General features: G+C 62.6%; 20 protein-coding genes and 1 pseudogene. 7 read left to right on the top strand and 14 right to left on the bottom strand.

Annotated elements, in window-relative coordinates; genetic code table 11:
• Positions 1-518: 518 nt before the first annotated feature.
• From IB243_RS24465 to xseB, 5 genes are all read right to left on the bottom strand, one after another.
• A complete protein-coding gene (locus IB243_RS24465) occupies positions 519-1,601 on the bottom strand; it encodes a TRAP transporter substrate-binding protein (protein WP_010459821.1) in 1,083 nt (360 codons plus the stop codon).
• Between the two features lie 362 nt (positions 1,602-1,963).
• Positions 1,964-3,046: a TRAP transporter substrate-binding protein gene (locus IB243_RS24460; RefSeq protein ID WP_010459823.1), complete on the bottom strand. Its 1,083-nt coding sequence runs from the start codon at positions 3,044-3,046 to the stop codon at positions 1,964-1,966.
• Between the two features lie 330 nt (positions 3,047-3,376).
• A complete protein-coding gene (dxs, locus tag IB243_RS24455; RefSeq protein WP_192429765.1) occupies positions 3,377-5,260 on the bottom strand; it encodes a 1-deoxy-D-xylulose-5-phosphate synthase in 1,884 nt (627 codons plus the stop codon).
• Between the two features lie 115 nt (positions 5,261-5,375).
• Positions 5,376-6,299, bottom strand: coding sequence for a polyprenyl synthetase family protein (locus tag IB243_RS24450; RefSeq protein WP_370540385.1), 924 nt, complete (start codon positions 6,297-6,299; stop codon positions 5,376-5,378).
• 11 nt (positions 6,300-6,310) lie between these two features.
• Entirely contained in the window at positions 6,311-6,553 is a 243-nt protein-coding gene (gene xseB, locus IB243_RS24445; protein ID WP_057225454.1) for an exodeoxyribonuclease VII small subunit, read from the bottom strand.
• A gap of 276 nt (positions 6,554-6,829) precedes the next feature.
• On the opposite strand from xseB, the gene IB243_RS24440 reads away from it, so the two are divergent.
• The 5 genes from IB243_RS24440 to flhC all read left to right on the top strand — a co-directional run bounded on the left by IB243_RS24440 (position 6,830) and on the right by flhC (position 11,405).
• Positions 6,830-7,984, top strand: a complete 1,155-nt coding sequence (locus IB243_RS24440) for an aromatic ring-hydroxylating dioxygenase subunit alpha (RefSeq protein WP_192429764.1) — start codon at positions 6,830-6,832, stop codon at positions 7,982-7,984.
• A gap of 140 nt (positions 7,985-8,124) precedes the next feature.
• On the top strand, positions 8,125-9,036 hold the full coding sequence (locus IB243_RS24435) for a DMT family transporter (RefSeq protein WP_029413377.1): 912 nt from the start codon (positions 8,125-8,127) through the stop codon (positions 9,034-9,036).
• Between the two features lie 90 nt (positions 9,037-9,126).
• The gene (locus IB243_RS24430) at positions 9,127-10,029 is read left to right on the top strand and encodes a sulfurtransferase (protein WP_192429763.1); all 903 of its coding nucleotides are present in this window, start codon (positions 9,127-9,129) and stop codon (positions 10,027-10,029) included.
• 440 nt (positions 10,030-10,469) lie between these two features.
• Positions 10,470-10,796: a flagellar transcriptional regulator FlhD gene (gene flhD, locus IB243_RS24425; protein WP_008902803.1), complete on the top strand. Its 327-nt coding sequence runs from the start codon at positions 10,470-10,472 to the stop codon at positions 10,794-10,796.
• Positions 10,797-10,844: 48 nt separating this feature from the next.
• Positions 10,845-11,405 carry a flagellar transcriptional regulator FlhC gene (flhC, locus tag IB243_RS24420; RefSeq protein ID WP_010459839.1) on the top strand — a complete coding sequence of 187 codons (561 nt, stop codon included), beginning with the start codon at positions 10,845-10,847 and terminating at the stop codon, positions 11,403-11,405.
• 130 nt (positions 11,406-11,535) lie between these two features.
• On the opposite strand, the gene IB243_RS24415 is transcribed toward flhC, so the two are convergent.
• The gene (locus IB243_RS24415) at positions 11,536-12,051 is read right to left on the bottom strand and encodes a FlgO family outer membrane protein (protein WP_010459841.1); all 516 of its coding nucleotides are present in this window, start codon (positions 12,049-12,051) and stop codon (positions 11,536-11,538) included.
• A 77-nt stretch (positions 12,052-12,128) separates the two neighbouring features.
• Positions 12,129-12,887 carry a hypothetical protein gene (locus IB243_RS24410; RefSeq protein ID WP_225585312.1) on the bottom strand — a complete coding sequence of 253 codons (759 nt, stop codon included), beginning with the start codon at positions 12,885-12,887 and terminating at the stop codon, positions 12,129-12,131.
• A 204-nt stretch (positions 12,888-13,091) separates the two neighbouring features.
• Here IB243_RS24410 and IB243_RS24405 point away from each other — a divergent pair, with 204 nt between their 5' ends.
• Positions 13,092-14,492 (top strand): AI-2E family transporter, encoded by a 1,401-nt coding sequence (locus tag IB243_RS24405; protein ID WP_225585311.1) that lies wholly within the window; start codon positions 13,092-13,094, stop codon positions 14,490-14,492.
• Positions 14,493-15,424: 932 nt separating this feature from the next.
• On the opposite strand, the gene IB243_RS24400 is transcribed toward IB243_RS24405, so the two are convergent.
• The 7 genes and pseudogenes from IB243_RS24400 to ppc all read right to left on the bottom strand — a co-directional run bounded on the left by IB243_RS24400 (position 15,425) and on the right by ppc (position 25,051).
• A complete protein-coding gene (locus IB243_RS24400; RefSeq protein WP_192429762.1) occupies positions 15,425-16,039 on the bottom strand; it encodes an RHS repeat-associated core domain-containing protein in 615 nt (204 codons plus the stop codon).
• Positions 16,040-16,093: 54 nt separating this feature from the next.
• Entirely contained in the window at positions 16,094-16,657 is a 564-nt protein-coding gene (locus tag IB243_RS27520) for a sigma factor-like helix-turn-helix DNA-binding protein (protein ID WP_370540392.1), read from the bottom strand.
• A 15-nt stretch (positions 16,658-16,672) separates the two neighbouring features.
• Positions 16,673-16,975 (bottom strand): annotated as a pseudogene (locus IB243_RS27515) (transposase); the annotation flags it as partial.
• A 194-nt stretch (positions 16,976-17,169) separates the two neighbouring features.
• Positions 17,170-17,547, bottom strand: coding sequence for a hypothetical protein (locus IB243_RS24390; RefSeq protein ID WP_192429760.1), 378 nt, complete (start codon positions 17,545-17,547; stop codon positions 17,170-17,172).
• On the bottom strand, positions 17,538-21,338 hold the full coding sequence (locus tag IB243_RS24385; RefSeq protein ID WP_370540391.1) for an RHS repeat-associated core domain-containing protein: 3,801 nt from the start codon (positions 21,336-21,338) through the stop codon (positions 17,538-17,540). The genes IB243_RS24390 and IB243_RS24385 overlap by 10 nt, the downstream gene beginning before the upstream one ends.
• Positions 21,339-21,788: 450 nt before the next feature.
• Entirely contained in the window at positions 21,789-22,211 is a 423-nt protein-coding gene (locus tag IB243_RS24380) for a hypothetical protein (protein WP_192429758.1), read from the bottom strand.
• Positions 22,212-22,261: 50 nt separating this feature from the next.
• A complete protein-coding gene (gene ppc, locus IB243_RS24375; RefSeq protein ID WP_192429757.1) occupies positions 22,262-25,051 on the bottom strand; it encodes a phosphoenolpyruvate carboxylase in 2,790 nt (929 codons plus the stop codon).
• Positions 25,052-25,183: 132 nt separating this feature from the next.
• Between ppc and hemC the strand changes: the two genes are divergently transcribed.
• On the top strand, positions 25,184-26,122 hold the full coding sequence (gene hemC / locus IB243_RS24370; protein WP_057225439.1) for a hydroxymethylbilane synthase: 939 nt from the start codon (positions 25,184-25,186) through the stop codon (positions 26,120-26,122).
• The last annotated feature ends 1 nt before the right edge of the window (position 26,123 follow it).

Raw genomic sequence — 26,123 nt, 5'->3', positions numbered from 1 at the left:
CAAAAGGGATGTCCGCCTTTTTTCATGGACCTTCGCAGGGCAGGCGAGCGTTCCATGCGGCCCCCAAGGCCTCGTGAAGACACTCCTGCACTCCTGCATGCCTTCGCCAGCTGAAGGCCTCTTTCGGAGCCTGCTGCACTGCCCTCTTTCAAGACACTCAACGTGCTCCTTCACCTATCCGCTGTGCCACGCTAGAAGCACCTGCCGCTGCAGCAGAAACCAACTGACCTGGACCTGCCGACAAAGGGGATGGAGCCCCCTATAAGCACTATGAGCAGTGAAAAGGCCTGCTCTGTGTATGCTCCCGGCCCCACCCAGGAAGGCTGGCCAGCACTGCCTGTCTGGCCATTTCTGCCACGCCCATGTGGGTGCCTGAGACCCTGGCCCAGCCCCTTCGCCCGATCGCGGCGCTCTCTCCGCAAGATAGCCTGGAAGGCCCGCTCGCCACACGCTCCTACGGCGCCCATAAAAAAACCGCGCCGAAGCGCGGTTTTTGTGTCGTGGTGATTAACCCGGACTCAGAGCTTGACGGTCTGCATGTAGCTGTCAAAGCGGCCTTCCGCCACGCGGAACCATGCCACCTGGTCGCGCTGGAAGTTGCGGAAGTCCGCATAGATCTTCTTCCACTCGGGGCTCTTGGCATCGTTCTCGGCATACACCTCTTGGGAAGCCTTGAACGAGGCGTCCAGCACATCCTTGGTGAAGGGCAGGAGCTTGATCTTGGCGCCAATCAGTTGCTTCAAGGCGACGGGGTTGCGGGCATCGTACTTGGCCAGCATGTCCACGGCGGCGTGCGACGACGCGGCCTGGATGATGGCCTTGTTTTCGGGGGACAGTGCGTCAAATGCCTTCTGGTTGATGAAGAAGTCCACCTCGGGACCACCTTCCCACCAGCCGGGGTAGTAGTAGTGAGGCGCCACCTTGTTGAAGCCCAGCTTCTGGTCGTCATAAGGACCGACCCATTCCGCCGCATCGATGGTGCCCTTTTCCAGAGCTTGGTAAATTTCGCCACCGGGCAGGCTCTGGGGCACCACGCCCATCTTCTGCATCACTTCACCCACCAGGCCGCCGCCCAGGCGCATCTTCAGGCCCTTGAGGTCAGCGACCGACTTGATTTCCTTGCGGTACCAGCCACCCATCTGCGTGCCGGTATTGCCACCTGCGAAGCTCAGCATGCCGTAGCCTGCATAGAACTCGTCCATGAGTTTGCGGCCGTTACCGTGCATCATCCACGCGTTCATCTGGCGCGAGTTCATGCCGAACGGAATGGCCGAGCCCAGCGCGAAAGCGGGGTTCTTGCCGTAGAAGTAGTACGGCACGGTGTGGCACATTTCCACCGAGCCCTGCTGCACGCCGTCAGCCACGCCCATGGCAGGCATCAGTTCGCCGCCAGCGTGCACCGAAATTTCGAACTTGCCGCCCGACATGGCTTTCACCGCATTGGCAAACACCTCGGCACCGCCGTAGATGGTGTCAAGGGGCTTGGGGAAGCTCGATGCAAGGCGCCAGCGCACAGCAGCCTGCGCGTGAACAGCAGGCGCCACCCCGGCGGCCAGCACGCCAGCAATGCCCGCATGCTTGATGATTGAACGACGATCCATGTGGTTATCTCCGAAAACTCGATTGCACAACTTGGCGCGCAGGGAGGTAACCCTTGGCCCAAGAACTTTCTTACCGGAATCGATTGTAGGAACATGCCCTGTGCAGGATTTGCGGGTTTTCCCGTGAAATCCCGGCCATCGCCGAAGGGCTTCAGGGTTCTGCAAGCATCGGCCCCGATGAGTCAACAAAGGCTGTTGAGTACACGGCGCGCAAGCGCCACCGCAGACCGGCGAAACTGGCACGCCCCATGCCAGGGCAGCCGTGCAAGGGCCGCCCCGCCGCACTGGCTGCACGCCCCTTCCCGAATAGCGCAGCCATTCGAGAGAAGGGAGAAGGCGCGAAGCGCATCAGGGGGTTGCCCCTATATCTTCTGCGCCGACATGAAGGTGTCGTATCGCGCTTCGGCAAAACGAAACCACAGGATCTGGTCGCGCTGAAAGTTGCGCATGTCTCCGTAGATCCTTTTCCACTCGGGGCTTTTGGAGTCGTTGTGCGCGAAGACTTCCATCGACGCCTTGAATGCCGCGTCCATGACACTTTGCGAGAACGGCAGCACCTTGGTCTTGGCCGCCACCAGTTGCTTGAGGGCGGTGGGGTTCAGGGCATCGTACTTTGCCAGCATGTCCGTGTGTGCGATGGCAGCGGCCGCCTCGACAATGAGCTTGTTGTCGGCCGACAGGCTGTCAAATGCCTTGCGATGGATGAAGAAGTCGATCTCCGGCCCCCCCTCCCACCAGCCGGGGTAGTAGTAGTAAGGGGCCACCTTGTTGAAACCGAGCTTCTGGTCGTCGTAGGGCCCCACCCATTCGGCCGCATCAATCGTGCCTTTTTGCAGGGCCTGGTAAATCTCGCCGCCCGGAATGCTTTGCGGAATGGCACCGAGCCGGGACATCACATCGCCCACCAGACCGCCGCCCAGGCGCATCTTCATGCCCTTGAAGTCGCTGGGGCTCTTGATCTCCCGCAGGTACCAGCCCCCCATCTGTGTGCCCGTGTTGCCGCCTGCGAAACTCACCATGTTGAAGCCCGCATAAAACTCGTCCATGAGCTTGCGGCCATTGCCATGGAGCATCCAGGCGCTCATCTGGCGGGCGTTGAAGCCAAATGGAATGGCCGAGCCCAGCGCAAAGGCCGGGCTCTTGCCATAAAAGTAGTACGGCACGGTGTGGCACATCTCGACTGCACCGCCCTGCACAGCATCCACCACACCAAACGCCGGCATCAACTCGCCCCCGGCGTGAACGGAGATTTCGAAGCGGCCGTTCGTCATGATTTTCACGGCCCTGGCGAACACCTCGGCGGCGCCATAGATGGTGTCCAGCGACTTGGGGAAGCTGGAAGCGAGCCGCCACCGGATGGATGCCTGCGCAAACACCGCCGGCGCCGCACCGGTGGCCAGCACCCCTGCGATACCTGCGTGTCTGATGAGAGAACGGCGATCCATAAAACTTGTCTCCAGGGGTGTTGTTGACAGGCAGGAACGCATGGTGCCATTGCGACGCCACGCAGGCCGGGGCCTGTTGCCTTTTGTCGCAATTGTAGAAGTAGGGAGGGCGGCAGCCCCTCTAGGTTTTCCCCTGCACAGCCGCCGCCACGCACAGCCACCGTGTGCCGCCACAGAGGTCACCCGCTGGAAGGGCTGGCCAAAAAGGGAGACAACCGGAACGGGAAACAAGCGCGGCCACCCCGTACAGGGTCACAGGCAAAAACAACGCTCCCAGGCCACCCCTTCTTCGCCTGAGGCAGGCCGCCGCCAAAGCCGCAGGAGAGCGCGCTAAGCCTGCAGAAAACGCTGCGCTATCGCGCGCTGGATGCCTGCGGCATCCAGACCCTGCAGCGCAAGCAGTTTGGCAGGGTCGCCATGTTCGATGAACACATCCGGCAGGCCCAGTTGCAGCACCGGGCGCACGATGCCCAGGGTGTTGAGCGCTTCGGTTACGGCACTGCCCGCGCCGCCCATGATCGCGCCCTCTTCCAGCGTGACCAGCGCATCGTGGCGCTCGGCCACTTCACGCAGCAGCGCCGCGTCGATGGGCTTGGCCCAGCGCATGTTGACCACCGTGGCGTCCAGCGCCTCGGCCGCTTCGAGCGCGGGGTACAGCAGCGTGCCAAACGACAGGATCGCAATGCATGGCGCCTTGGCGTCGGTGCCCTGGCGCTCGCGGCGGATCTCGCCCTTGCCAAAGGGCAGGCTGTCCAGCCCCGCCAGCGGCGCCACACCAGCACCGCTGCCACGCGGGTAGCGCACGGCCACGGGGTGGTCCTGCTCGAAGGCGGTGCTGAGCAACTGGCGGCATTCGCGCTCGTCGGCCGGGCAGGCCATGCTCATGTTCGGGATGCAGCGCACAAACGGGATGTCATACGCCCCGGCGTGCGTCGCGCCGTCCGCCCCCACCAGGCCTGCGCGGTCCAGCGCAAACACCACGGGCAGGTTCTGCAAGGCCACGTCGTGGATCAGCTGGTCGTAGCCACGCTGCAAAAAGGTGGAGTAGATCGCCACCACGGGCTTGACACCCTCGCAGGCCATGCCGGCAGCGAACGTGACGGCGTGCTGCTCGGCAATGCCCACGTCGTAGTAGCGGTCGGGGAAGCGCTTTTCAAACTCGACCATGCCTGAGCCCTCGCGCATGGCGGGCGTGATGCCCACCAGGCGCGTGTCGTGCGCAGCCATGTCGCACAGCCACTGGCCAAACACCTGGGTGAACGTGGGCTTGGGCGGCGTGGCGGGCTTGGTCAGGCCCACGCTGGGGTCGAATTTGCCCGGGCCGTGGTAGGCCACGGGGTCGGCCTCGGCCAGCTTGTAGCCCTGGCCCTTCTTGGTGACCACGTGCAGGAACTGCGGGCCTTTCAGGCTCTTGATGTTCTCCAGCGTGGGGATCAGCGAATCAAGGTCGTGCCCATCGATGGGGCCGATGTAGTTGAAGCCGAATTTCTCGAACAGCGTGGCGGGCACCACCATGCCCTTGGCATGCTGCTCAAAGCGCTTGGCGAACTCCAGCAGCGGCGGCACGGGGCGCAGAACAGTCTTGCCCACGTTTTTGGCGGCAGCGTAAAACTGCCCGCTCATGAGCTGGGCGAGGTAGCGGTTGAGCGCCCCCACGGGCGGGCTGATGCTCATGTCGTTGTCGTTCAACACCACCAGCAAGTTGGCATCGGCCACACCGCCGTTGTTGAGCGCCTCGAACGCCATGCCGGCGCTCATGGCACCGTCACCGATGATGGCCACGGCATGGCGATTTTCGCCCTTGCGCTTGGCGGCCAGCGCCATGCCCAGGGCGGCGGAGATGCTGGTGCTCGAATGCGCGGTGCCGAATGTGTCGTACGCGCTCTCTGCCCGCTGCGGAAAGCCCGAGATCCCGCCCAGCTGGCGCAGCGTGTGCATGCGGTCGCGGCGGCCCGTCAGGATCTTGTGCGGATAGGTCTGGTGGCCCACGTCCCACACCAGGCGGTCTTCGGGGGTGTTGAAGACGTGGTGCAACGCCACCGTCAGCTCCACGGTGCCCAGGTTGGAGCTCAAATGCCCGCCCGTCTGCGCGACACTTTCGATCACGAACCCGCGGAGTTCCGTGGCCAGGGCCTTGAGGTCTGCGCGCGAAAGCTTGCGCAGATCTGCCGGGTCATTGATGGTCTGCAGCAGGGGAAAGGACGTAGTTGACATTAGCTATTCTTTTTATAGCTACCAGCGCTTTACAGTCAAGCGCTAGCGGCCAATTTTGCATTGATTTCACTGCATGGGGCATGAACAGGGTGCAGCACGGATCATCGGGCCTGGCTCAATGCGAGCGGCGCACCACCATGTCCGCCAGCGCGCCCAGCGCACGGGTGTCGGGCAGGCCGCTGTGGGCCAGGGCCGCATGCGCCTCGGCCAGCAGTTCCTGGGCGTAGGCCTGCGCCCGCGCGAGCCCCAGCAAAGACACGTAGGTGGGCTTGTCGGCTGCGGCATCCTTGCCAGCGGTCTTGCCCAGCGTGGCGGAATCGGCCACCACATCCAGAATGTCATCGACCACCTGGAACGCAAGGCCCATGGCCGCGCCGTAGTCGGACAGCGCCTGGTAGGCCGCGCCCACGGCGTGGCCACACACCGCCCCCATGAGCACACTGCCCTGCAGCAACGCGCCGGTCTTGAGGCGGTGCATCTGGCGCAACTGCGCTTCGGTCAGCGCAACCCCCACGCTGGCCAGGTCGATCGCCTGCCCACCCGCCATGCCGGCCGAGCCCGCGGCCCGCGCCAGCAGCCTGCACAGCGTGGCCTGGGTGGCCGCGGGGATGAGGGTGTTGTCGGGCGTGAGCAGTTCAAACGCAAAGGCCTGCAGGGCGTCGCCGGCCAGCAGCGCCTGGGCTTCGCCAAACTGCACGTGCACGGTGGGCTTGCCTCGGCGCAGCACATCGTTGTCCATGCAGGGCATGTCGTCGTGCACCAGCGAGTAGGCGTGGATCAGCTCCACCGCACAGGCAGCGCGCAGCGCGGCATCGTCATACACCGCAGAGGCCGATGCGCCACTGCAGACCGCCTCGTAGGCTGCCAGCACCAGCAGGGGCCGCAGCCGCTTGCCGCCATCGAGCACCGCGTAGCGCATGGCGTCGCCCAGCCCGGCGGGTGCGCCATCGCCCACCCATTGCGACAGGGCCTGCTCCACGCGGGCCAGGTGGTTCTGGCTCCAGAGATTTATATCCAGGGGCTGGCTCGCAGAAGTCATTGGCACCGCGCTCATTCCTGGTTCCATGGTTGCAGTTGCCCTTCGTCCAGCACCTTGATCTGGTCCTGCACGGCATCCAGCCGCTGGCGGCAAAACGCCAGCAGCGTGGCGCCGCGCTGGTAGCCGGCCAGCATCTGGTCCAGCGGCAACTGGCCCGACTCGATGCGGGCCACGAGTTGCTCCAGCTCTTCCAGGGCTGCCTCGTAGCTGGCAGGTTCGGCGGGAGGAGCGGGGGTTGCAGGGGCCTTGGGCATGGAGGGGGCGGCAGAGCGCGGGTGAAAAACCGGTGATTTTAGGCGCACCAGTACACCATCCGTGTCAGATGCGGTCCGATCCGTGACGCCGCTCTATTTTCAGAAAGCGATGTTTTCTATTCACGTAGCAGGGGTGCGGGAATAACCCCACCGCCTATAATCCCATTCCAGTCGAGCCGGCTAGCCCCCTAGCCGGTTTCCTTTTTTCCAGATGCGCATTCCCAGGCGCACCTCCCGCACTTTCCCCCTGTGGGGAGTCTTTAGGTCAGGTCACCCATGTCTGATTTAAGTCTTCAACTGCAGCAGGCCGCAAGCCAACTACCAGTTTCAAGCTACTTTGACGATGCGCTGTTCCAGCGCGAGCTGGATTCCATCTTCCAGCGCGGGCCCCGCTACGTGGGGCACCAATTGGCAGTGCCCAATACGGGCGACTACTACGCTCTGCCCCAGGAGGGCGAGGGCCGTGCCCTGGTGCGCAACGCCCAGGGCGGCGTCGAGCTGGTCTCCAACGTCTGCCGCCACCGCCAGGCCGTCATGCTCAAGGGCAAAGGGTCGCTGAACACCCAGCAAAAGGGCAGCGCGGGCGGCAACATCGTGTGCCCCTTGCACCGCTGGACGTACAACCCCCAGGGCGAACTGCTGGGTGCACCTCACTTCGCGCACGACCCGTGCCTGAACCTCAACAACTACAAGCTGCGCGAGTGGAACGGCCTGCTGTTTGAAGAAAACGGCTACGACGTGGCCGCCGACCTGGCCCAGATGGGACCACGCGCCGATCTGGACTTTGGCGGTTACGTGCTCGACCACGTGGAGCTGCACGAGTGCAACTACAACTGGAAGACCTTCATCGAGGTCTACCTGGAGGACTACCACGTCGGTCCCTTCCACCCCGGCCTGGGCAGCTTTGTGACCTGCGACGACCTGCGCTGGGAGTTCGGCAAGAACTACTCGGTGCAGACCGTGGGCGTGGCCAACCGCCTGGGCAAGGCCGGCAGCCCGGTGTACGAACGCTGGCACGAAGCCCTGCTGGCCTACCGCGAAGGCAAGCCGCCCAAATATGGCGCCATCTGGCTCACGCTGTACCCGCACATCATGGTGGAGTGGTACCCGCATGTGCTCACGGTGTCCACGCTGCACCCCATCAGCCCCACCAAGACGCTGAACATGGTGGAGTTCTATTACCCCGAAGAGATCGCGGCGTTCGAGCGCGAATTCGTCGAGGCGCAGAAGGCCGCCTATATGGAGACCTGCATCGAGGACGACGAAATCGGCGAGCGCATGGATGCAGGCCGCAAGGCGCTGCTGGCGCGCGGCGACAACGAGGTCGGCCCCTACCAAAGCCCCATGGAAGACGGCATGCAGCACTTCCACGAGTGGTACCGTGAGGCGATGGGCTCGGACACCATCGACCCGGCCACGCCAAAACGCTGAATACGGCGGCAAAACCCCGCCAATCTGCAGGCCCGCCGTGGTCTGCTCTCATTACAATAGCTGCCAGTGCTTAAAAAATAAGCGCTGGCAGCTATTTTCATTTCTGCGCCCCACGGCGCGCTTCAAGAGATCACAACCCGATGCAAGCCCTCTGGATGGTGTTGGCCGCGTTCCTGTTTGCCAGCATGGGCGTGTGCGTCAAGATCGCATCGGACTTCTTCAACTCGGCCGAGCTGGTGTGCTACCGGGGCCTGATCGGCATGTTCATCCTGTGGCTGCTGGCGCGCTCGCAAAAGGTGCGGCTTGCCACGCAATACCCCGGCATGCACGCCTGGCGCAGCCTGGTGGGTGTGACATCGCTCGGTGCCTGGTTCTTTGCCATTGCCCACCTGCCCCTGGCCACGGCCATGACGCTCAACTACATGAGCAGCGTGTGGATCGCCGCCTTCCTGATCGGGGGCACGCTGCTGGCCTGGCGCCCCTCGCCAGCCACCCCGCGCCCTGCCCTGCAAGGCCCGCTGGTGCTGACCGTGCTGGTCGGTTTTGTGGGCGTGGTGCTGATGCTGCGCCCCAGCTTGGACCAGAACCAGGCCTTTGCCGGACTGATCGGGCTGATGTCCGGCCTGACGGCTGCGTTTGCCTATATGCAGGTGGTGGCGCTGTCGCGCCTGGGTGAACCCGAATCGCGCACCGTCTTCTACTTCGCCGTAGGCTCTGCGGTGGCGGGCGGCGTGGGCATGCTGTTCACCGGCACCTCGGACTGGCCGGGCTGGCAGGCGTTGTGGCTGCTGCCCATCGGAGTTCTGGCAGCGGGCGGCCAACTGTGCATGACCAAGGCCTACGCCAGCGCCAAGACCCAGCGCGGCACACTGGTGGTGGCCAATCTGCAGTATTCGGGCATCGTGTTTGCCGCTGTCTACAGCGTGCTGCTGTTTGGCGACAAGATTCCGCCCATCGGCTGGATCGGCATGGCACTCATCGTGGGCAGCGGCATTGTGGCCACCATCCTGCGTGCGCGGGCTGCGCCCGGGGCCCCTGCCGAAGAACACTGATGGATACGAAGTGACGAGCACACCGCGTACCAAGATGGCCACAATGGAACCCCTTTCGACGCACTCCGTCACTTTGCCCATTTTCTGCCGATGACCCCCTACACCACGCTCATCTCCGCCCACGACCTGCAAGCCCTCATCGCCAGCGGTGCGCCGCTGATGGTGTTTGACTGCAGCTTCGACCTGATGCAACCCACGGCAGGCGCGCAGCAATGTGCGCAAGCCCATATTCCCGGCGCCGTGTACGCCGACCTGAACAACGACCTCAGCGCCAAGCACGGTGCACCCGGCGCCACCGGCACGCTCACGGCACAAGAGGCCGACCAGCCCGCATCCGGCGGCCGCCACCCGCTGCCCAGCCGCGAGCGTTTTGCCATGTGGCTCTCCAGCGTGGGTTTTGCCAACGGCATGCAGGCCGTGGTGTACGACCGCCAGGGCGCCAACTACTGTGGCCGCCTGTGGTGGATGCTCAAGTGGGCGGGCCATGACGCGGTGGCAGCGCTCGACGGTGGGCTGCAGGCCTGGCAGGCCAACGGGGGGGCCGTGAACAGCGGCGACGAGCCCGCACACTTCCAGTCCAACTTCCAGCTGGGCGAACCCCTGCGCCAGCTGGCCACGGCCAGCGACGTGCTCGCGCGCCTGCAGCAGCCCGGCCAGACCGTGATCGACGCCCGCGCTGGCGCCCGCTACCGGGGCGAAGTGGAGCCGCTGGACCCCGTGGCGGGCCACATTCCAGGCGCGCTCAACCGCCCCTTTGCCGAGAACATCGGCACCGACGGCCGCTTCAAGCCTGCCGCCGTGCTGCGCGCAGAGTTCGACGCCCTGCTGGCCGGCCGCAACCCCGCCACCGTGGTGCACCAGTGCGGCAGCGGCGTGAGTGCCGTGCCCAATCTGCTCGCGATGGAGGTTGCAGGCCTGGGCACGACCGCGCTCTTTGCGGGCAGCTGGAGCGAGTGGTGCAGCGACCCCACGCGGCCGGTCGAAAAAGGCTGAGAGGGACCCCAAAAAACTTCAGGCGCCGTGGCTGCGTCTTGCCGCACCACGCGCACTGCCTTGCGACACTACGCCTGGCCAAAACCGCCTCGCTGGGTTCTTTTGCGGCTCTGAACGGGGGTGTGCCGGTCCGTATCAGGCGGCAAGGGTTGCAAAAGCGCAAAAAAGATGGTTTTGCAGGCGCTATCAAAACCATGAGCAGATCCCGCACACACGGGCCCGAGGCCGCAGCAAGCCACACCCTGTGAAATGCCGGACGGTGCCTGATCGGCTTGTAGGGCAAATTCCTACATGGCCCACCGCGAAACCAGACACGCGGCACAGCCAAACCCCGACTTAATTTCTGATTGGGGCGGTTTCACAATCCATTTCAACGGATCACGCAAAACCTGCAATCAGCAGAAAACGCAAGACCCGGTACTGGAAAAAAGGAAGCTGCCATGACCAACGAACAACTCCTCGCTGAAATCCGCGAAGCCAACCTCACCTACCTGATGTTGGCCCAGACCCTGATTCGCCAGGACAAGGCCGAAGCCGTGTTCCGCTTGGGCATGAACGAAGAGTCTGCCGATATTCTGGCATCTCTGTCGGCAGCGCAAGTGATGAAACTGGCCTCCCGCAACACGCTTCTTTGCAGCTTCCGCGTGGACGACAACCTGGTGTGGAGCTTGCTCACCAACCACTCTGCCAAGAAGGTGGGCAACGAAGCCACCAACACGCTGCACGCCAACATCCTGATGGCCAGCCGCGTGTCGGAAGTGCTCTGAAGCATTTGCCCACAGCCTTCTTCTCCCAGTCTCCACCGAAAGCCCGCCATGTCCACCAACGCCCCCGCTGCCAAAGCCCCCGCCAAGAGCGTGCTGAACGAATCCAAACAGATCGAACGTGCGGCCATGCTGATCCAGATGGGCGCCCGCATGCAGGTGCTCGAATCGGAAACCACGCTGTCGTATGAGCGCCTGATCCGGCTGTACAAGGAGATCGCGGGCAAGTCACCGTCGAAGGGCCAGTTGCCCTTCTCCACCGACTGGTTCCTGACCTGGCAAGAGAACATCCACAGCTCGCTGTTTCTGAACATCTACGAATACCTGTCCAAGGGCGTGGACCTGGATTCGGTGGAGCTGCTGACCAAGGCCTACCGCCTGTACAACGAGCAAGTGGCCACGGCCGAGATCGAACCCCTGCTGTCGTTCACCCGCGCCTGGCGCCTGGTGAAGTTTGTGGATGCCGGCATGTTGACGCGCACCAAGTGCAGCCAGTGCAGTGGCCAGTTTGTGACCGAGCTGTATGAGAACCGCCACTTCACCTGCGGCCTGTGCAACCCACCCGCCCGCGCTGGCAAGAGCAAGACAGCCGGTGCACTCATGTTGCATTGAGAAATTGATGGAAAATAGCCTCCAGCGCTTTATTCAAAAGCGCTAACAGCTATATTTTTAATAGCAAAAAAGAAACAGCCCCTCAAGGGGGCTTTCCTGCATGTGGCATGCAGTCCTCCATGCTCACCGCTCAACGCCCGGCCAGCAGCGCCCGCACGTTTTCATCCATGGGCACCGCATAGTTGTGCGCCGCCACCACGGTGTTGCCCACCGGGTTCACCAGCTTGAGGCTGATGTACACCACCGACGTGGACACCGCATACGTGCCCACCACCACGGCCTGCGCGTCCTGTGCCTGGCTCACCTCGCGCACCTCGCGTGACAGCAGCAGCTCGCCCTGGTCGCGCTGCAGCAGCAGGTTCTCGCGCAGTTTCACCTCGGTCACCTTCAGGCCCCGGTGCACCATGCGGCCCGCGATCTGCTCGGAGAAGATGCGGCCCAGCCGCGATGACTCAGTGAGCCGGTCCACACTGACCAGCGTGGCCACCAGCACGGGCTGGTTGGCGTCCAGCGGTGCGTATTGCAGCAACGCATCGGTGGCGCGGTCGTTCAGCTCGATGAGGTTGCTGCGCGATATTCCGCCCGCCCGGTCACCGTAGTAGTAGCTGTGCATCGGGTTGGTCACGCAGCCCTGCAGCAGGCCCATTGCCACGAATGCCACCAACAAGAACGCCACAGCGGGCGCCCGGGTCGGCACCCTGTCGCAGAAGGATGGCCGGGCCGTCATGGTGCAACCACCCGCCAGGTTTTCACGGGCGTGGGCGGCGGGGGTGCGGGCGGGGGCGGTGGGGGCATCTCGGGCGCCTTGGTCTTGTAGAGCACCGAATCCTCCTGCTCGATGTAGTACACATCGGCGGTGCGCGCCAGATAGCGGTCCCCGCCCTCCAGCGACGTGGTGATCAGCACCTCGGTGCGCGTGGGGCCGCCTGCGGCCGGCCCGCTGATGGCGTACTGCGTGAGGTCGGTCACCAGGCCCAGGGCCGTGACACCGGCCAGCATCGAGCCCGCGCTCTGGTGGTACAGGTACCAATCGCGCGCCACGCCCACGCCCAGCGCCAGGCGCGTCCAGGGCAAGGGGCCCATGCTGTTGACCCGCGCCTCGTGCTGCACCAGCTGCGTCTCGAACGTCATGGTGACCGCCGTGGGCTGGGTGGACAACGTCACGCCCTTGTCCAGCAGCCGCGTGATCAGCAGCTTGCGAAACCCGTTGTTGAAGCTCGTATCGCCCGCAGACGGCGCCACATAGATGGGGTACTCACCCGCAGGCCAGGCGCTGATCTTGCCGGCCACGCGGCTGGCCACGTCGTCGGCCAGCACATCCCAGTGGTGCACGGCGCGCGCCTTTTTCTGGTCGCTGACGGGGTAGTTGTCGGCACGCGGCACATCCAGGGACGAGCAGCCCCCCAGCAGCAGCACGGCCGCCACGGCGGCGGGGGCAGCCGCCCAGAACGGCACCCGGGCGAGGGATCGGTGGTGTTTCATGCGCACGAGCCCCTGGTAGTGGTGGTATTGAAGGTGACGGCGAAAAGGTGCATGCGGTCCAATGGCATTGCGCCATCCTAGTGGGGGGAGGCAGCGGCCATCGGCCAATAAGCGCCGGATTTGCATCGCACTTTGGCGGCGCACCCTGCACAGCAGGGGTGGGCACCTACACAACCCCGGCAACACCTGCCGCACAATTCGCGCATGACCGCGCCCGCCGCCCCCCCGTTGCCGCCCAACTCATCCCCCGCCCCGCTCGCGGCCGAGCCCGCACCGGAGGCCGCGCCGGCAACCGGCAGCCCCGGCGCAGGCACGCCGCACCCATCGGCGTCACCATCGTTGGCCCCCACGGCCCAGCCCGCACCGGCCACACCCGAAACCACGGCAGCCGCCACCGAGGCCACCACTGCCCAGGCGCCCGCGCAGGCTGCCGCCGCGCACACCCCCCACCCCGATGCGGCCGCCACCGCATCCACCCCCGCCAGCGCATTCCTCCCCGGCCCGCTCATGCTCCACATGCCCGTGGACGTGCGCAACCTCTCGCTCGCGCTGCTGGCGCTGTTTGCCAGCGTGGCCCTGCTGCACTGGGCCAGCGCCGTGTTCATCCCCATCATGCTCAGCCTGCTGCTCACCACCGCCCTGCGGCCTGTGGTGGAAGTCTTGCGGCGCTGTTATGTGCCCCGCTGGCTGGGGGCCGGTGTGCTGCTGATCGCCATCGTTCTGGGCCTGGCCAGCGCCGCCTGGTCGCTGAGCGACGGCGCCGCGCAACTGGTGGATTCGCTGCCCGTGGCCGCCAAGAAGGTGCGCGACAGCATCAAGGCGCGCAGCGGCGCCAGCAGCCCGCTCGACACCATGCAAAAGGCCGCCACGCAGATCGAACAGGCCGCCAACGAAAACAGCGCCGTCGCCAGCCCGCCCCGGCGCGGCGTGCAGCGCGTGGTGGTAGAGCGCCCCCCCTTCAACATCCGCGACTATCTGTGGAGCGGCACCATGGGGCTCATGTCTGCGCTGGGGCAGCTCACGGTGGTGGTGTTTCTCACCTTCTTTGCGCTGGCATCGGGCAACCTGTTTCGCAGCAAGCTGCTGCGTATCGCGGGCACCAGCCTGGAGCGGCGCAAGGTCACCATCCACGTGCTGGAAGACATCACCAACCAGATCCAGCGCTACCTGATGGTGCAGGTGTTCACCAGCGTGCTGGTGGGTGTGGCCACCGGCCTTGCCTACTGGGCCCTGGGCCTGGAGAACGCCGCCGTGTGGGGCGTGGTGGCCGGGGTGCTCAACCTCGCACCCTACATCGGCTCGGCCCTGGTCACCGGCGCATCGGCCCTGGTGGCCTTCCTGCAGTTCGGCACCCTGGACATGGCCCTGGCCATCGGCGGTGCATCCATGGTCATCCACACGCTGGTGGGCAACCTGCTCACCCCCTGGCTCACCAGCCGCACCAGCAGCATGAGCCCCGTGGCCGTGTTCGTCAGCGTGCTCGCCTGGGGCTGGCTGTGGGGGCTGTGGGGCCTGCTGCTGGGCATCCCGGTGATGATGGCCGTGAAGGCGGTGTGCGACCGGGTGGAAGATCTAAAGGCCGTGGGGGAGTTGCTGGGGGATTGAGGGGCGGGGTGGGCGGCAAGGCTGTCGCCCAGTGGGCGGCTGTGTTCTACCGTGATGCTGCGGTTGCTGGTCCATTTCACCAAGGCAACCAATGCAAGGCCGGGAAACACTGGGGACGCTGGCCTGTGGCTTGTGATCTGGGCCCGGAAAAGACAAGGACCAAGGCCAACAGGGCGTGAAGCCTGCTGGCCTTGCCGAGTTTGACGCCAAATTGGCCGCTGGCGCTTGATGGGTAATCGCTGGCAGCTATGGATTTAGGAGTTTTCAATAGCTGCCAACCAAACCCCGGTGGAGAGTGTTGCGCGGTTGAGGCAAAAGGCAAGACCTGACCCCAATGAAACTCGCGCTGGCCCAGGCCGTTGTGGGCGTATTTGGTGGTGGGGGCGTCTTCGCCTTGGCCGGTGCTGGCGCTTTGCTTTATGTGGCCCCGGCAAAGACGAGGACCAAGGCCAGCAGGGTGTGGAGCCTGCTGGCCTTGCCGGGTTTGGAGCCAAATTGGCCGCTAGCGCTTGATAGACAGGCGCTACCAGCTATCAATTTAGGAGTTTTCAATAGCTGCCAACCAAACCCCGGTGGGGAGTGTTGCGCGGTTGAGGCAAAAGGCAAGACCTGACCCTAATAACTGTGCCACGGCCACGGGACAGGGTGCTCTACCAGGTGGGCGCGCACCCTGTTCAGCTCCTTGAGAATGCAATAGGTGTCACGGATTCAGTCTGAGTTTGGCCCCTTCTTTGTCCCCACTTCCTCAGACTCTTTCGAGCTAGAGTTGACTCCTTGCGCCAAGACTAATGCGGCCAACACGCACAGTCCACTTAAGATCAGCAATGTGACATCAACCCACATCGGGGCTACTGCTGTGAACACTCTTTGCATTATCAGGAGTACTGCGCCAACCAATAGAAAAAGCAGTCCAGCTATTTGTCGAGGAGTTTTCATTTGGCCTCGCAAACCGGAGGTTTGATCTCGCAATGCTCAAGCAATGGACCGATTGCATAACCAAGTGAACTAACGGCAGTAACTGGGTTGGTGAAAACGGAAACACCGCGCACAATCCAACTCATGGCTCGCGCCCCTGCGCCCAATTGCAGCGCAACTTTAGGTACTTGATTAGCAACCGTATTGCCAGCGACGGCGCCACCGCCCTTCACCACAACACCTACACCCAAGATGCACGCAGTGCTGTAGGTCTTTGTTTCGCTGAAGTATGGACCAGGCAAACCAGCAGCAGCCAAACCAGCCGCACACATGGGATCCGTCGAACCATCACAAACACCTCGCTTGGTAATAGTGAAGTTTGGGTCGTATTTATCACCGTCTCGGCCATAGGGTATCCCTGCAACACGGTCCGCCATCGCACTGATGCCATCAAGGCCCTGCGGATCAATCATGCTCAGCGGATTGCCCCCCACATAGGTAAACGGATTCCACCCCCCATCCAACCCAATCGGATCCCCCTGCGTATACCGCCCCGTCCCCGGTGCGTAGCTGCGGTGGTAGTTGTAGTGCAGCTTCGTCTCCTTGTCGAAGTACTGCCCCGGATACCGCAAGTCACAAAGGGGTCAGGTCTTGCCTTTTGCCATCCCAACCCCTTCAGATAAGCACTACTCAGAACCAGCCAATATCGCAGCCCGATGTGCCGACACGATACGGCTGACCCGCGACACGGACAAGCCCAATTGGCGCGCGATCTCTGACAGGCTGATTTGTGACGCGTAGTGCGCCTGCACCAAGGCCTGATCCCGCGTGGGGCACTCGGCAAGCCAGTCTTGCAGGCTCTTGGGGCTGGCACGCTGTTGTTTGGGGATTTCTTTGGCGCTCACGGCGCGGTCACTGGCCAGCGCCTGCATGCGCAGCACGAAGTCTTCATTGCCCAGATACATTTGCTGGCGCAAGCCCTGGGCCCAAAGTTGAACCCCCTGCCCCGCTTGCACCAACGCGACATAAGCATGGGCCGCCTGAGCCCTTGCCTGTGCATCCTGTGCATCGCGCCCCAGCAGATAGCCCCACACGGCCTGCGCATCCAGCCAATCAGGTGCAGGGCTCAGACCCGCCAGCGCGTGGTAACTGCACCACGGCCACTGGGCAGGATGCTCTACCAGGTGGGCGCGCACCCTGTTCAGCTCCACATAGCGGCACACCTCCAGAAGGTAGGCATCCCGGTCCACCAGGATGGCTTTGAACCGCCCTTGAAAAAGATGCCCCACCTTGCCGTGGCGCCGATTAAAGCGCTGGGTATAGACACCATTGATATGGCGCATCAAAAGCGACAAGTTAGGTTGCCTGGTGTGCAGCACAAAGTGGTAGTGGTTGTCCATAAAGCACCAAGCCACAGCACATGCATCAAAGCGATGCAGCGCTTGACCCAAAACGCTCAACAGGTCTTCGCGGTCAACGTCACCCAGAAAGATGGGTTCACGCCGGTCTCCCCGCGAAGTCACGTGATACACCGCACCTGGAAACTCGATTCGCAGGGGTCTTGCCATGTTCAAGCCTTTGGAAACTCACTGATCAATCTGATGGCGCGAGAGAGTTTCTATGGGTTGATGGCAAAAGGCAAGACCTGACCCCAATTATTTCCAATTATTTCAATAATCACAAGCTGGCATGTGTGGGGCGTGTTGCGCTTCATTTTTGAATCCGTCATTTTTCCGCCCCGCTTATGCTTGAAGTGCCTCAACTAGCGAATTCCTCTGCCTCCATCAAAAATCACAGTGTATTTTGATCTATCTCCATTATTAAAGTATTTATAAAACAATATTCTAGTTGGATATTCATCATCACTACACTTATCGGCACAAACAACCTTCAGAATTTTCATACCCTCCTCATCTCGATCAATCCAGTTTAAAAATTGCTTTTCAGAAACATCCTCGTCAGGCTTTCCAAATAGCAATTTCAATTCATAAATTCTCTTTCCCGAGTAATTAATTTTCCACCTCTCAGGAAATTCATTATCTTTGAACTCGCAACCTGACAAAAAAACAGCCCCTACCAAAAAAAGCAATCTGACAAACAGATGTTTTTGAGCCCTTCGATTTATTGAAATCACTGGCACATGCACCTCCTATATACGGGGATTCCTTGGGGAAATTTGTTTAAATCCCAAGGCCAGCTGGTCGTGTGAGAGCCCGCTTCAGTACCCGCTCCAATTGTCGACACCCCCGGGACTTTCACGATTGCTACATGCCCCGAGGAGTCAGGTGTCCAACGGGCTATAGCGACGATATCGCCCGGTCGAGGATCAGTCACCACCGGAAAATTCGGTATGGTTGCAGTAGGGTCTGCCCATTTTCCTGCACTAATCGGCATACTCAACCAATTGCGCCGAGGTGCAACACCAGTTGATTCGAGAACATCATCAACGAAGGTATTGCATTTATTGGTATTTGGGCCAGGGCGATACGGGGCACGCAATGAATAACGAGAGTCATTATTGAGTAACTCAGCTTGCTCGAGAATGTTTTCACACCGGCAAAGACCGAGGGAATCAAAATATCTCAATGGATCAGCATCAACATACCCAAACCGATTCCACCCCCCATCCAACCCAATCGGATCCCCCTGCGTATACCGCCCCGTCCCCGGTGCGTAGCTGCGGTGGTAGTTGTAGTTCAGCTTCGTCTCCTTGTCGAAGTACTGCCCCGGATACCGCAGGTTGAACGTGACTTCAGGAATGCTGGTGGCCCCCGTCGTCGGTGTGGTCGTCTCGTTCGTGAACCGCTTGGCCCCAATCGTCGGCTGCTCATCCCCAAACGCACTGTACGCCCACTGCCACGCGGTTTGCCCATCGGCCTGGGTGAGCTTCCTCGGGGTGTTCAGGTGGTCGCTGTGGATGGCGTAGGCGGTTCCCTTGATCACCGCTGCGATCGGCATGGGGCCGCTGGCGGTGGGCAGGTACAGGTATTGCGCGGTGCCTGAGCTGTTGGTGCCGCCCGAGCCGTATTCGCCCAGCAGGCTGCCGTCTTCGGCATACACGTAGCTAAAGCCCAGTTTCTCGGCATCGCTGGTGCCGGGGCTCCAGAGTCTGCTCCAGAAGCCCAGGAGCCATTGGACCAGGCCGGGCTGCTCGGCCTGGGCGGGTTCTGCCCCCTCGTCGTCGGCCAGCAGGTTGTTCAGGTTCTTGCCGGTTTTGTTGCCGGTGCTGCTGCTTTGGGTGCCGCTGTACAAAGGCTCGGTCTTGAACACGCGCTGGCCCAGCGCGTTGTGGGCGTATTTGGTGGTGGGGGCGTCTTCGCCCTGGCCGGTGCTGGCGCTCTCCAGGCGGCCTTCGCTGTCGTAGCGGTAGGTGGTCAGGCCGTCGCCCAGCAGGTCGCCTGCGGGGTTGTATTGGTAGGTGACGCTGGTGGTAGCCGTGTTGCCAGTGGTGCTGGTAGCCGTCTGCTCAAAGCCCAGCAGGCGGTTGTGGCTGGCGTCGCCGCCGTAGGTGCGGCTGGTGCTGGTGCCTGCCAGGTCACGGGTGCTGGCGGTGCGGTTGCCGTTGGCGTCGTACTGGAAGGTGGCGGTGTCCACGGGGGCGTTGGCCGCCGTGTTCTTGGTAAAGCCGGTGATGCGGCCTGCGGGGCTGTATTGCACGGTCCAGGTGCTGGTGACCTGGCTGATGGTGCTGGCCTGGGGGTTGGTGCTGGCCGGGCGCCAGAGCTTTTGCGTGAGGGTCTGGATGCGCCCTGCCGCGTCGTACTGGTAGCTGCTGAAGTCCGTGGCGGTGACTTGGCCTGCGGTGTTGTAGCTGCGGGTGGCCGGGATGGCGGCCGTGCCACCGGGCAGGCTCCAGCTCCAGCCGGTGGGCTGGCCCAGCGGGCTCCAGGTGATGCCGGTGACCAGCGGTTGGCCCGCCCAGGTCAGGCCGGTCAGTTGGCCGGTGGTGTCGTAGACGTTTTGCAGCACTTGCCCGCCGGGGTAGGTGGTGCTGGCCAGCAGGCCCTGGGCGTTGTAGCCGTAGCTGACGCTGCGGGTGTCGCCATTGATCAGGGCCTGGGTTTTGGTGGTGACGCGGCCATGGGCGTCGCGCTGGTAGGTGGTGGTGCCGCTGGCGTCCACGATCTCGCCCAGGAACCCTTTGCCCGTGGCCGTGAGGTCGTAGCGCAGGCTGGTGATGCGCCCCCCTGCGTGGGTGATGAGGGTGGGGCGACCCAGCAGGTCGCGTTCGATGGTGGTGGCTTGGCCCAGGGCGTCGGTGATGGTGCTGGGCAGGCCCAGTGCGTCGTACTGGGCGCTCTCGGCGCCGCTGTCGGGGCTGGTTTCTGCGGTGGCGTTGCCCAGGGCGTCGCGGGTGTAGGTGGTGGCCACGCCCTTGAAGTCGGTGGCCTGGATGACGCCATCGAGGGCGTTGTAGCTCAGGGAGGCTCCATAGCCCTCGCCGTTGGTAACCCCTACAACACGGCGCAGAGCGTCTAAATTTCGGCCAGAGTACTGGCCCAGGCCATTGGTGGCAGCGTACGCTTCACCGTTACCGTCATAGTTGAAAGTAGTGGACTGCCCACCGAGAGTGACGGATTGCACGCGGTTGAGGCTGTTGATGGTGCGCGCCAGGCGCCACACCGTTTGCCCCTGGCGATTGCGGATGTCCTCTTGGGTGCGGTTGCCCATGGCGTCCAGGGTGTAGGCGCCGGAGTGGCCCCGGTTGTCGCTCCAGCCCGTGAGGCGCTGGGCGGCGTCGTAGGTGTAGGTGACCACATGGCCGTGCGGCAGGCTGGCGGTGGCGACCTGGCCGCTCGCGCGGTAGGTGAGCGTGGTGAGCTGCCCGCCCCGGTTGGCGGTGAGCATGCGGCCGCGGGCGTCGTAGGTATAGGTGGCCACCAGGCCGGTGGGCGCGGTGTGGCTGAGCACGCGGCCTGCGCCATCGTGGGTGTAGGTGTCCACATGGCCCAGGGCGTTGGTGGCGCTTGTCAGGTTGCCTGCGCTGTCGTACTGGTAGCTGGTGGTGGCGCCGTTGGGGGCGGTCTCGGTGGAGACCAGGCCGCTCGCGTGGTAGGTCCAGGTGGTGGTGCGGGAGCTACCCGAACCGCCCGAGCCACCACCGGTGTCGGTGATGGTCTGGGTCAGGGGGTTGCCCAGGCTGTCGTAGGTGTAGCTGGTGGTGCGCCCATGCTCGGTCACCGTGACAGGTAGGCGCCACTGGGGGTGCCAGGTGGTTTGTATGGTGCGTGATTCGGCCCTATTGGTCGCTTCGGTGACGATTAGCGGTAATCTTCGTGAGTTATCCCACTGAATATTAGTAGATACATTTTGGAAATCCGATATGGATGTCACTAGACCAACGTCATTCTGCACACGCGTGGCTGCATCGGGTTTTCCCGTTGGCGAATATGTGTTGGCGGCTGTCACAGCCCAAATGCCTTTGACTATACCAAAAGTATAGTATCTATTTGTACCCAATGGATCCGTCACGGTCGCACCTATTGCAGGAATCGGAGCTCCGCCATAATCAACAAGATACTTACCAACCCCCCCTGCGTAAAAAGTACTTGTGGCAACCGCTTTGGCGCCGTAACCAAAAGTCGCGTACCGTTGCCCTTGAATTGAAATTCCAGTCAACAATTTAGGAGAACTGGCGTTTTCATAGTGATACGTGCGAAAGTCTTGATTTGCATAGATGGCATCCTGCAGTCGATTTGCTCCATCATAAGAGTATGCGACTGCAGTACCATCGGGCAGCACTATGCGTGCAATAAATCCACCAGATCCATATTCATACCGAAGAAATCTTCCGAAGGGATCTCGCACGTCGGTGAGAAGATCTCCATTGTAAGAATAACTTGTTACCCATCCGTTAGGTTCCACTACGGATTTCAATTGACCTTGGAGATTAAAATTGTAAATAGTACCGCTACCCGCCAATCGCAGCACCCATATATTTACATTCTTCACCAGGACATCCAGCCCATTGGCGGGTCGCCAATCACCCGGAGCATCCGGATTGGGAAAGGTATCTCGCACAAATAGTCGTTCCTTGCCACCCGGCAAGTCAATTCTCAGCTCATGGGCACTGATTTGATTGAAGCCTGCAGCATGGTTATGTCTCCAGGCGCGGCCTTGCCTGTAGTCTTTCGCTAAACTGTCTGTAGCCCATCGGCTGCGAAAATAGCGCTCCACGTTGAGTATGCCAACGCCCCCATCTGCATAATCCAACTCAGTCTGCACCTTTTCGCCAGCCGGAACGATGATTGGGTTGCCAATCGCGCCCCCATCTGCATTGTTTGCAAAGAAGTCTTTATAACTTGTTGCTTCGCAAGAATTTTTTGCCTTAGCAATGGGAGTAACCTCAAGTGGAATCGAAACTTCTTTTGAGCACCACAATTAGCTTACATTGAGATAGAGCACCCACTCTTTTTCTCCCTGCACGGGATTGGCGTCTTGTTCGCAATATCCATAACGCCCTATATTTTCAGATTCGGAAATATCTAATTTTCCGTCACTGGTCCTATATACATCCCACATGTAGTAAATCGGAAGACCATTAAAATTTATAGTACTAGGTTTTTCTCGTAGATTTTTGGCTTCATAACGCACATTGTTTATGCTCATTTCAGCATATTTTGCCTGGACTTCCTGGAATGCTGCATCCAAGCTGTCAAAATGCATGAGACTAGAACTGCGTCCTGAGGCTGTTTGAAATTTGTATTTTGGATCTTTCCTAAACCCTATTTCCTCCGCATTGGCACTCCACGTCGCAAAAATTAGCAAAAGAAGACCAAAAGTGTATTTATTAATTATTTTCACAAATCCCCCTCAATTTTTCAAGCCAAATAACTCACCTCAATTAATTACCATTACCCCGTATTCCTCAACCCCGCAGCAATCCCATTGATAGAAATGTGAATCCCCGTCTGCACCCGTTCATCCCCCAGCCCCGCGCGCCAGCGGCGCACCAGCTCTACCTGCAGATGGTGCAGCGGGTCGATGTACGGGAAGCGGTGCTTGATGGAGCGGGCCAGCGCGGTGTTGTGCATCAGGCGCTGTTTGTCGCCGGTGATGCGCGTGAGGGCGTCGGCCGTGCGGTGCCATTCGGCCTCAATGCTGGTGAACACCTTTTTGCGCAGGCGCGCGTCGGTGACGAGTTCGCTGTAGCGTGAGGCCAGGGCCAGGTCGCTTTTGGCCAGCACCATGTCCATGTTGGACAGCAGCGTGCGGAAGAACGGCCATTGGCGGTACATCTTTTGCAGCAGGGCCAGCTGGGTCTTGGGGTCTTTGCCTTCCAGGTTCACAAACGCATCGACGGCCGAGCCAAAGCCGTACCAGCCGGGCAGCGTGAGGCGGCACTGGCCCCAGCTGAAGCCCCAGGGGATGGCGCGCAGGTCTTCGATCTTTTGGCTGGCCTTGCGGCTGGCGGGGCGGGAGCCAATGTTGAGCTCGGCGATCTCGCGGATGGGGGTGGAGTTGAAGAAATACTCGGTGAAGCCCGGGGTTTCGTACACCAGCGCGCGGTAGCTGCCCATGCTGGCCAGAGAGAGCTGCGCGGCGGCATCCAGAAAGGCCTTGGTGGCGGGCTTGGTGGGCTGCAGCAGCGTGGCTTCGAGCGTGGCGGCCACCAGGGTTTCGAGGTTGCGGCGGCCGATCTCGGGGTTGGCGTATTTCGACGCGATGACTTCGCCCTGCTCCGTCAGGCGGATCTGGCCGCGCACGGTGCCGGGGGGCTGGGCCAGGATGGCCTGGTAGCTGGGGCCGCCGCCCCGGCCCACGGTGCCGCCCCGGCCGTGGAACATGCGCAGCTGGATGCCGTGGCTGGTGGCCAGTTCGTCAAACAGCTCCACCAGCGCGATCTCGGCACGGTACAGCTCCCAGTTGCTGGTGAAGATGCCGCCGTCCTTGTTGCTGTCGCTGTAGCCCAGCATGATGTCCTGCTCGCCACCGCTGCGCTGCACCAGGGCGGCCACGCCGGGCAGCGCATAGAACTCGCGCATGATGGGCGCGGCATTGCGCAGGTCTTCGATGGTTTCGAACAGGGGCACCACGATGAGGTGGTTCTTGGACTCGGCATCCAGGGTGCCGCTCATCAGGCCCACTTCCTTTTGCAGCAGCAGCACTTCGAGCAGGTCGCTCACCGTTTCGGTGTGGCTGATGATGTAGTGGCGGATGGCCTCGTGGCCGAAGCGCTCGCGCATCACGCGGGCGGTTTCGAAGATGGCCAGCTCGCCCTGGGCATGGGCCGAATACTGGGCACCCACCACGCGCAGCGGGCGGGCGTCGTTGAGCAGCTTGATGAGCAATGCGCGCTTGGCGGCTTCCTGCAAGCCTGCGTAGTGAGGCTCGATGCGGGCCGTGGCCAGCAGCTCGGCCACCACTTCTTCATGTTTGTCGGAGCTTTGGCGCAAATCCACCGTGGCGAGGTGAAAGCCGAACACCTGCACGGCGCGGATCAGCGGGTGCAGGCGCTCTGCGGCCAGGGCTTCGCCGTGGTGCGACTTCAATGACGCTTCGATCACACGCAGGTCGGCCAGGAATTCGTCTGCGCTGCCGTAGGCGTTTTGCGGGGCCACGGCGTGGCGTGCGGCCTCGCCGCCGGTCAAGTCCTTCAGTGACGCTGCGAGGCGCGCATAAATGCCGGTGAGGGCGCGGCGGTAGGGCTCGTCCACGCGGTGTTCGTTGGTGTCGGGCGAGCGCTGGGCCAGGGCCTCCATCTCGGCGGACACCTGCACCAGGCGGGCAGACAGCGACAGCTCGCCGCCCAGGTAGTGCACCTCGGTCAGGTAGTGGCGCAGGGCCACCTCGGCCTGGCGGCCCAGGGCGTAGCGCAGGGTCTGCGCGGTTACGTTGGGGTTGCCGTCGCGGTCGCCGCCAATCCACTGGCCCATGCGCAGAAAGCTGTGCACGGGGTACTGGCCCAGTTCGTTTTCGAGGTCGGCGTAGATCTTGGGGATCTCGCGCAGGAAGGTGGCTTCGTAATACGACAGCGCGTTCTCGATCTCGTCGGCCACCGTGAGCTTGCTGTAGCGCAGCAGGCGCGTCTGCCAGAGCTGGGCCACCCGGGCACGCAGCAGGGCTTCGTTGGCGGCCAGTTCGCGCGGGGTGAGTGCGTCCTTGGCGCTGTTGTAGAGCTGGGCGCGCACCTGGATGTCGTCGCGCGTGGCCAGCAGCTGGGCGATGTCGCGCTCGGCGTCCAGAATGCTCTTGCGCTGCACTTCGGTGGGGTGGGCGGTGAGCACGGGGGCCACGTAGCTGCCCGCCAGCGTCTGTGAAATCGTCTTGGGCGCGATGCCGGCCCAGCGCAGGCGCGACAGGGCCACTTCGATGCTGCCCTCTTGCGTATCGCCCGCACGCTCGTGCACGGCGCGGCGGCGGATGTGGTGGCGGTCTTCGGCCAGGTTGGCCAGGTGGCTGAAGTAGGTAAACGCGCGGATCACGCTCACCGTCTGGTCGCCCGACAGGGACTTGAGCAGCTTCTTCAATGCGCGGTCGGCCTCCTGGTCGGCATCACGGCGGAAGGCGACGGAGAGCTTGCGCACCTGCTCCACCAGCTCATACGCGGCCACGCCCTCCTGGTCCCGGATCACGTCGCCCAGAATGCGGCCGAGCAGGCGGATGTCGTCAATCAGGGGCTGGTCCTTGTCGGATCGTTTCATGGTGCGTGGGTCTCCGGAGGTGGGTAGGTGACCTGGCGCCGCCTGCCCCCGCGTCCCCCGGGGCGCACCGGCCCCAGTGCGGGCGCATGCTAGCATCGCCCGCCCCTGAATGATTACAAACAGGTTACGAACTTGAGCCTCGCCCATTCCCCCCTTTCCATCGTCATTGCCACCCGAGAGAGCCGCCTGGCACTCTGGCAGGCCGAGCATGTGCAGGCCCTTTTGCGCGCACGCGGCCACCAGGTGGAGCTGCTGGGCATGACGACCAAAGGCGACCAGATCCTGGACCGATCGCTCAGCAAGGTGGGCGGCAAGGGCCTGTTTGTGAAAGAGCTGGAAGTGGCGCTGGAAGAAGGCCGCGCGCACATTGCGGTGCATTCGCTCAAGGATGTGCCCATGGAGCTGCCCGAGGGTTTTGCACTGGCCTGCGTGATGGAGCGCGAAGACCCGCGCGATGCGTTTGTCTCGCCCCGCTACGAAAACCTCGACGCCCTGCCCCAGGGCGCGGTGGTGGGCACTTCGAGCCTGCGCCGCCAGGTGCTGCTGCAGGCCCTGCGGCCCGACCTGAAGATCGAGCCGCTGCGCGGCAACCTCGACACCCGCCTGCGCAAGCTGGACGAAGGCCAGTACGACGCCATCGTGCTGGCGGCGGCAGGCCTGAAACGCCTGGGGCTCGAATCCCGCATCCGCTCTGCGTTTGCGCCCACGGCCATGCTGCCAGCGGCCGGCCAGGGCGCCTTGGGCATTGAGGTGCGCAGCGACCGACAAGACCTGATCGACGCGTTGGCGCCACTTGCGCACCAACCCACCTGGCTGACCGTGGCCGCCGAACGCGCCGTGAGCCGCGCCATGGGCGGCAGCTGCTCGATGCCGCTGGCGGCGCATGGCACGTTCACCGACGGCGTGCTGCAGCTCGACGCCGCCTGGGGCGACGTGGACACACAGGCCCCGCTGGTGCGCGCAGCGGCCAGCGCCGCCGTCACCACGCTGGCACAGGCCGAGGCGCTGGGCGACGCGATTGCGCAGCGCCTGCGTGCCGGTGGCGCGCGGGGCGCCGAACCCCTGAATTGAT

Source organism: Acidovorax sp. ACV01 (assembly GCF_014851495.1).
In the GTDB taxonomy this organism is placed as follows: Bacteria; Pseudomonadota; Gammaproteobacteria; order Burkholderiales; family Burkholderiaceae_C; genus Acidovorax; species Acidovorax radicis.
Note: the sequence above shows the minus strand (reverse complement) of the source record. Positions and strands in the feature narration are given on the sequence as shown.

Excerpts from the sequence above, each read along its gene's own strand:
- IB243_RS24465 (WP_010459821.1), bottom strand. The coding sequence starts at position 1,601 with ATGGATCGTCGTTCAATCATCAAGCATGCGGGCATTGCTGGCGTGCTG.
- IB243_RS24460 (WP_010459823.1), bottom strand. The coding sequence starts at position 3,046 with ATGGATCGCCGTTCTCTCATCAGACACGCAGGTATCGCAGGGGTGCTG.
- dxs (WP_192429765.1), bottom strand. The coding sequence starts at position 5,260 with ATGTCAACTACGTCCTTTCCCCTGCTGCAGACCATCAATGACCCGGCA.
- IB243_RS24450 (WP_370540385.1), bottom strand. The coding sequence starts at position 6,299 with ATGACTTCTGCGAGCCAGCCCCTGGATATAAATCTCTGGAGCCAGAAC.
- xseB (WP_057225454.1), bottom strand. The coding sequence starts at position 6,553 with ATGCCCAAGGCCCCTGCAACCCCCGCTCCTCCCGCCGAACCTGCCAGC.
- IB243_RS24440 (WP_192429764.1), top strand. The coding sequence starts at position 6,830 with ATGTCTGATTTAAGTCTTCAACTGCAGCAGGCCGCAAGCCAACTACCA.
- IB243_RS24435 (WP_029413377.1), top strand. The coding sequence starts at position 8,125 with ATGCAAGCCCTCTGGATGGTGTTGGCCGCGTTCCTGTTTGCCAGCATG.
- IB243_RS24430 (WP_192429763.1), top strand. The coding sequence starts at position 9,127 with ATGACCCCCTACACCACGCTCATCTCCGCCCACGACCTGCAAGCCCTC.
- flhD (WP_008902803.1), top strand. The coding sequence starts at position 10,470 with ATGACCAACGAACAACTCCTCGCTGAAATCCGCGAAGCCAACCTCACC.
- flhC (WP_010459839.1), top strand. The coding sequence starts at position 10,845 with ATGTCCACCAACGCCCCCGCTGCCAAAGCCCCCGCCAAGAGCGTGCTG.
- IB243_RS24415 (WP_010459841.1), bottom strand. The coding sequence starts at position 12,051 with ATGGGCCTGCTGCAGGGCTGCGTGACCAACCCGATGCACAGCTACTAC.
- IB243_RS24410 (WP_225585312.1), bottom strand. The coding sequence starts at position 12,887 with ATGAAACACCACCGATCCCTCGCCCGGGTGCCGTTCTGGGCGGCTGCC.
- IB243_RS24405 (WP_225585311.1), top strand. The coding sequence starts at position 13,092 with ATGACCGCGCCCGCCGCCCCCCCGTTGCCGCCCAACTCATCCCCCGCC.
- ppc (WP_192429757.1), bottom strand. The coding sequence starts at position 25,051 with ATGAAACGATCCGACAAGGACCAGCCCCTGATTGACGACATCCGCCTG.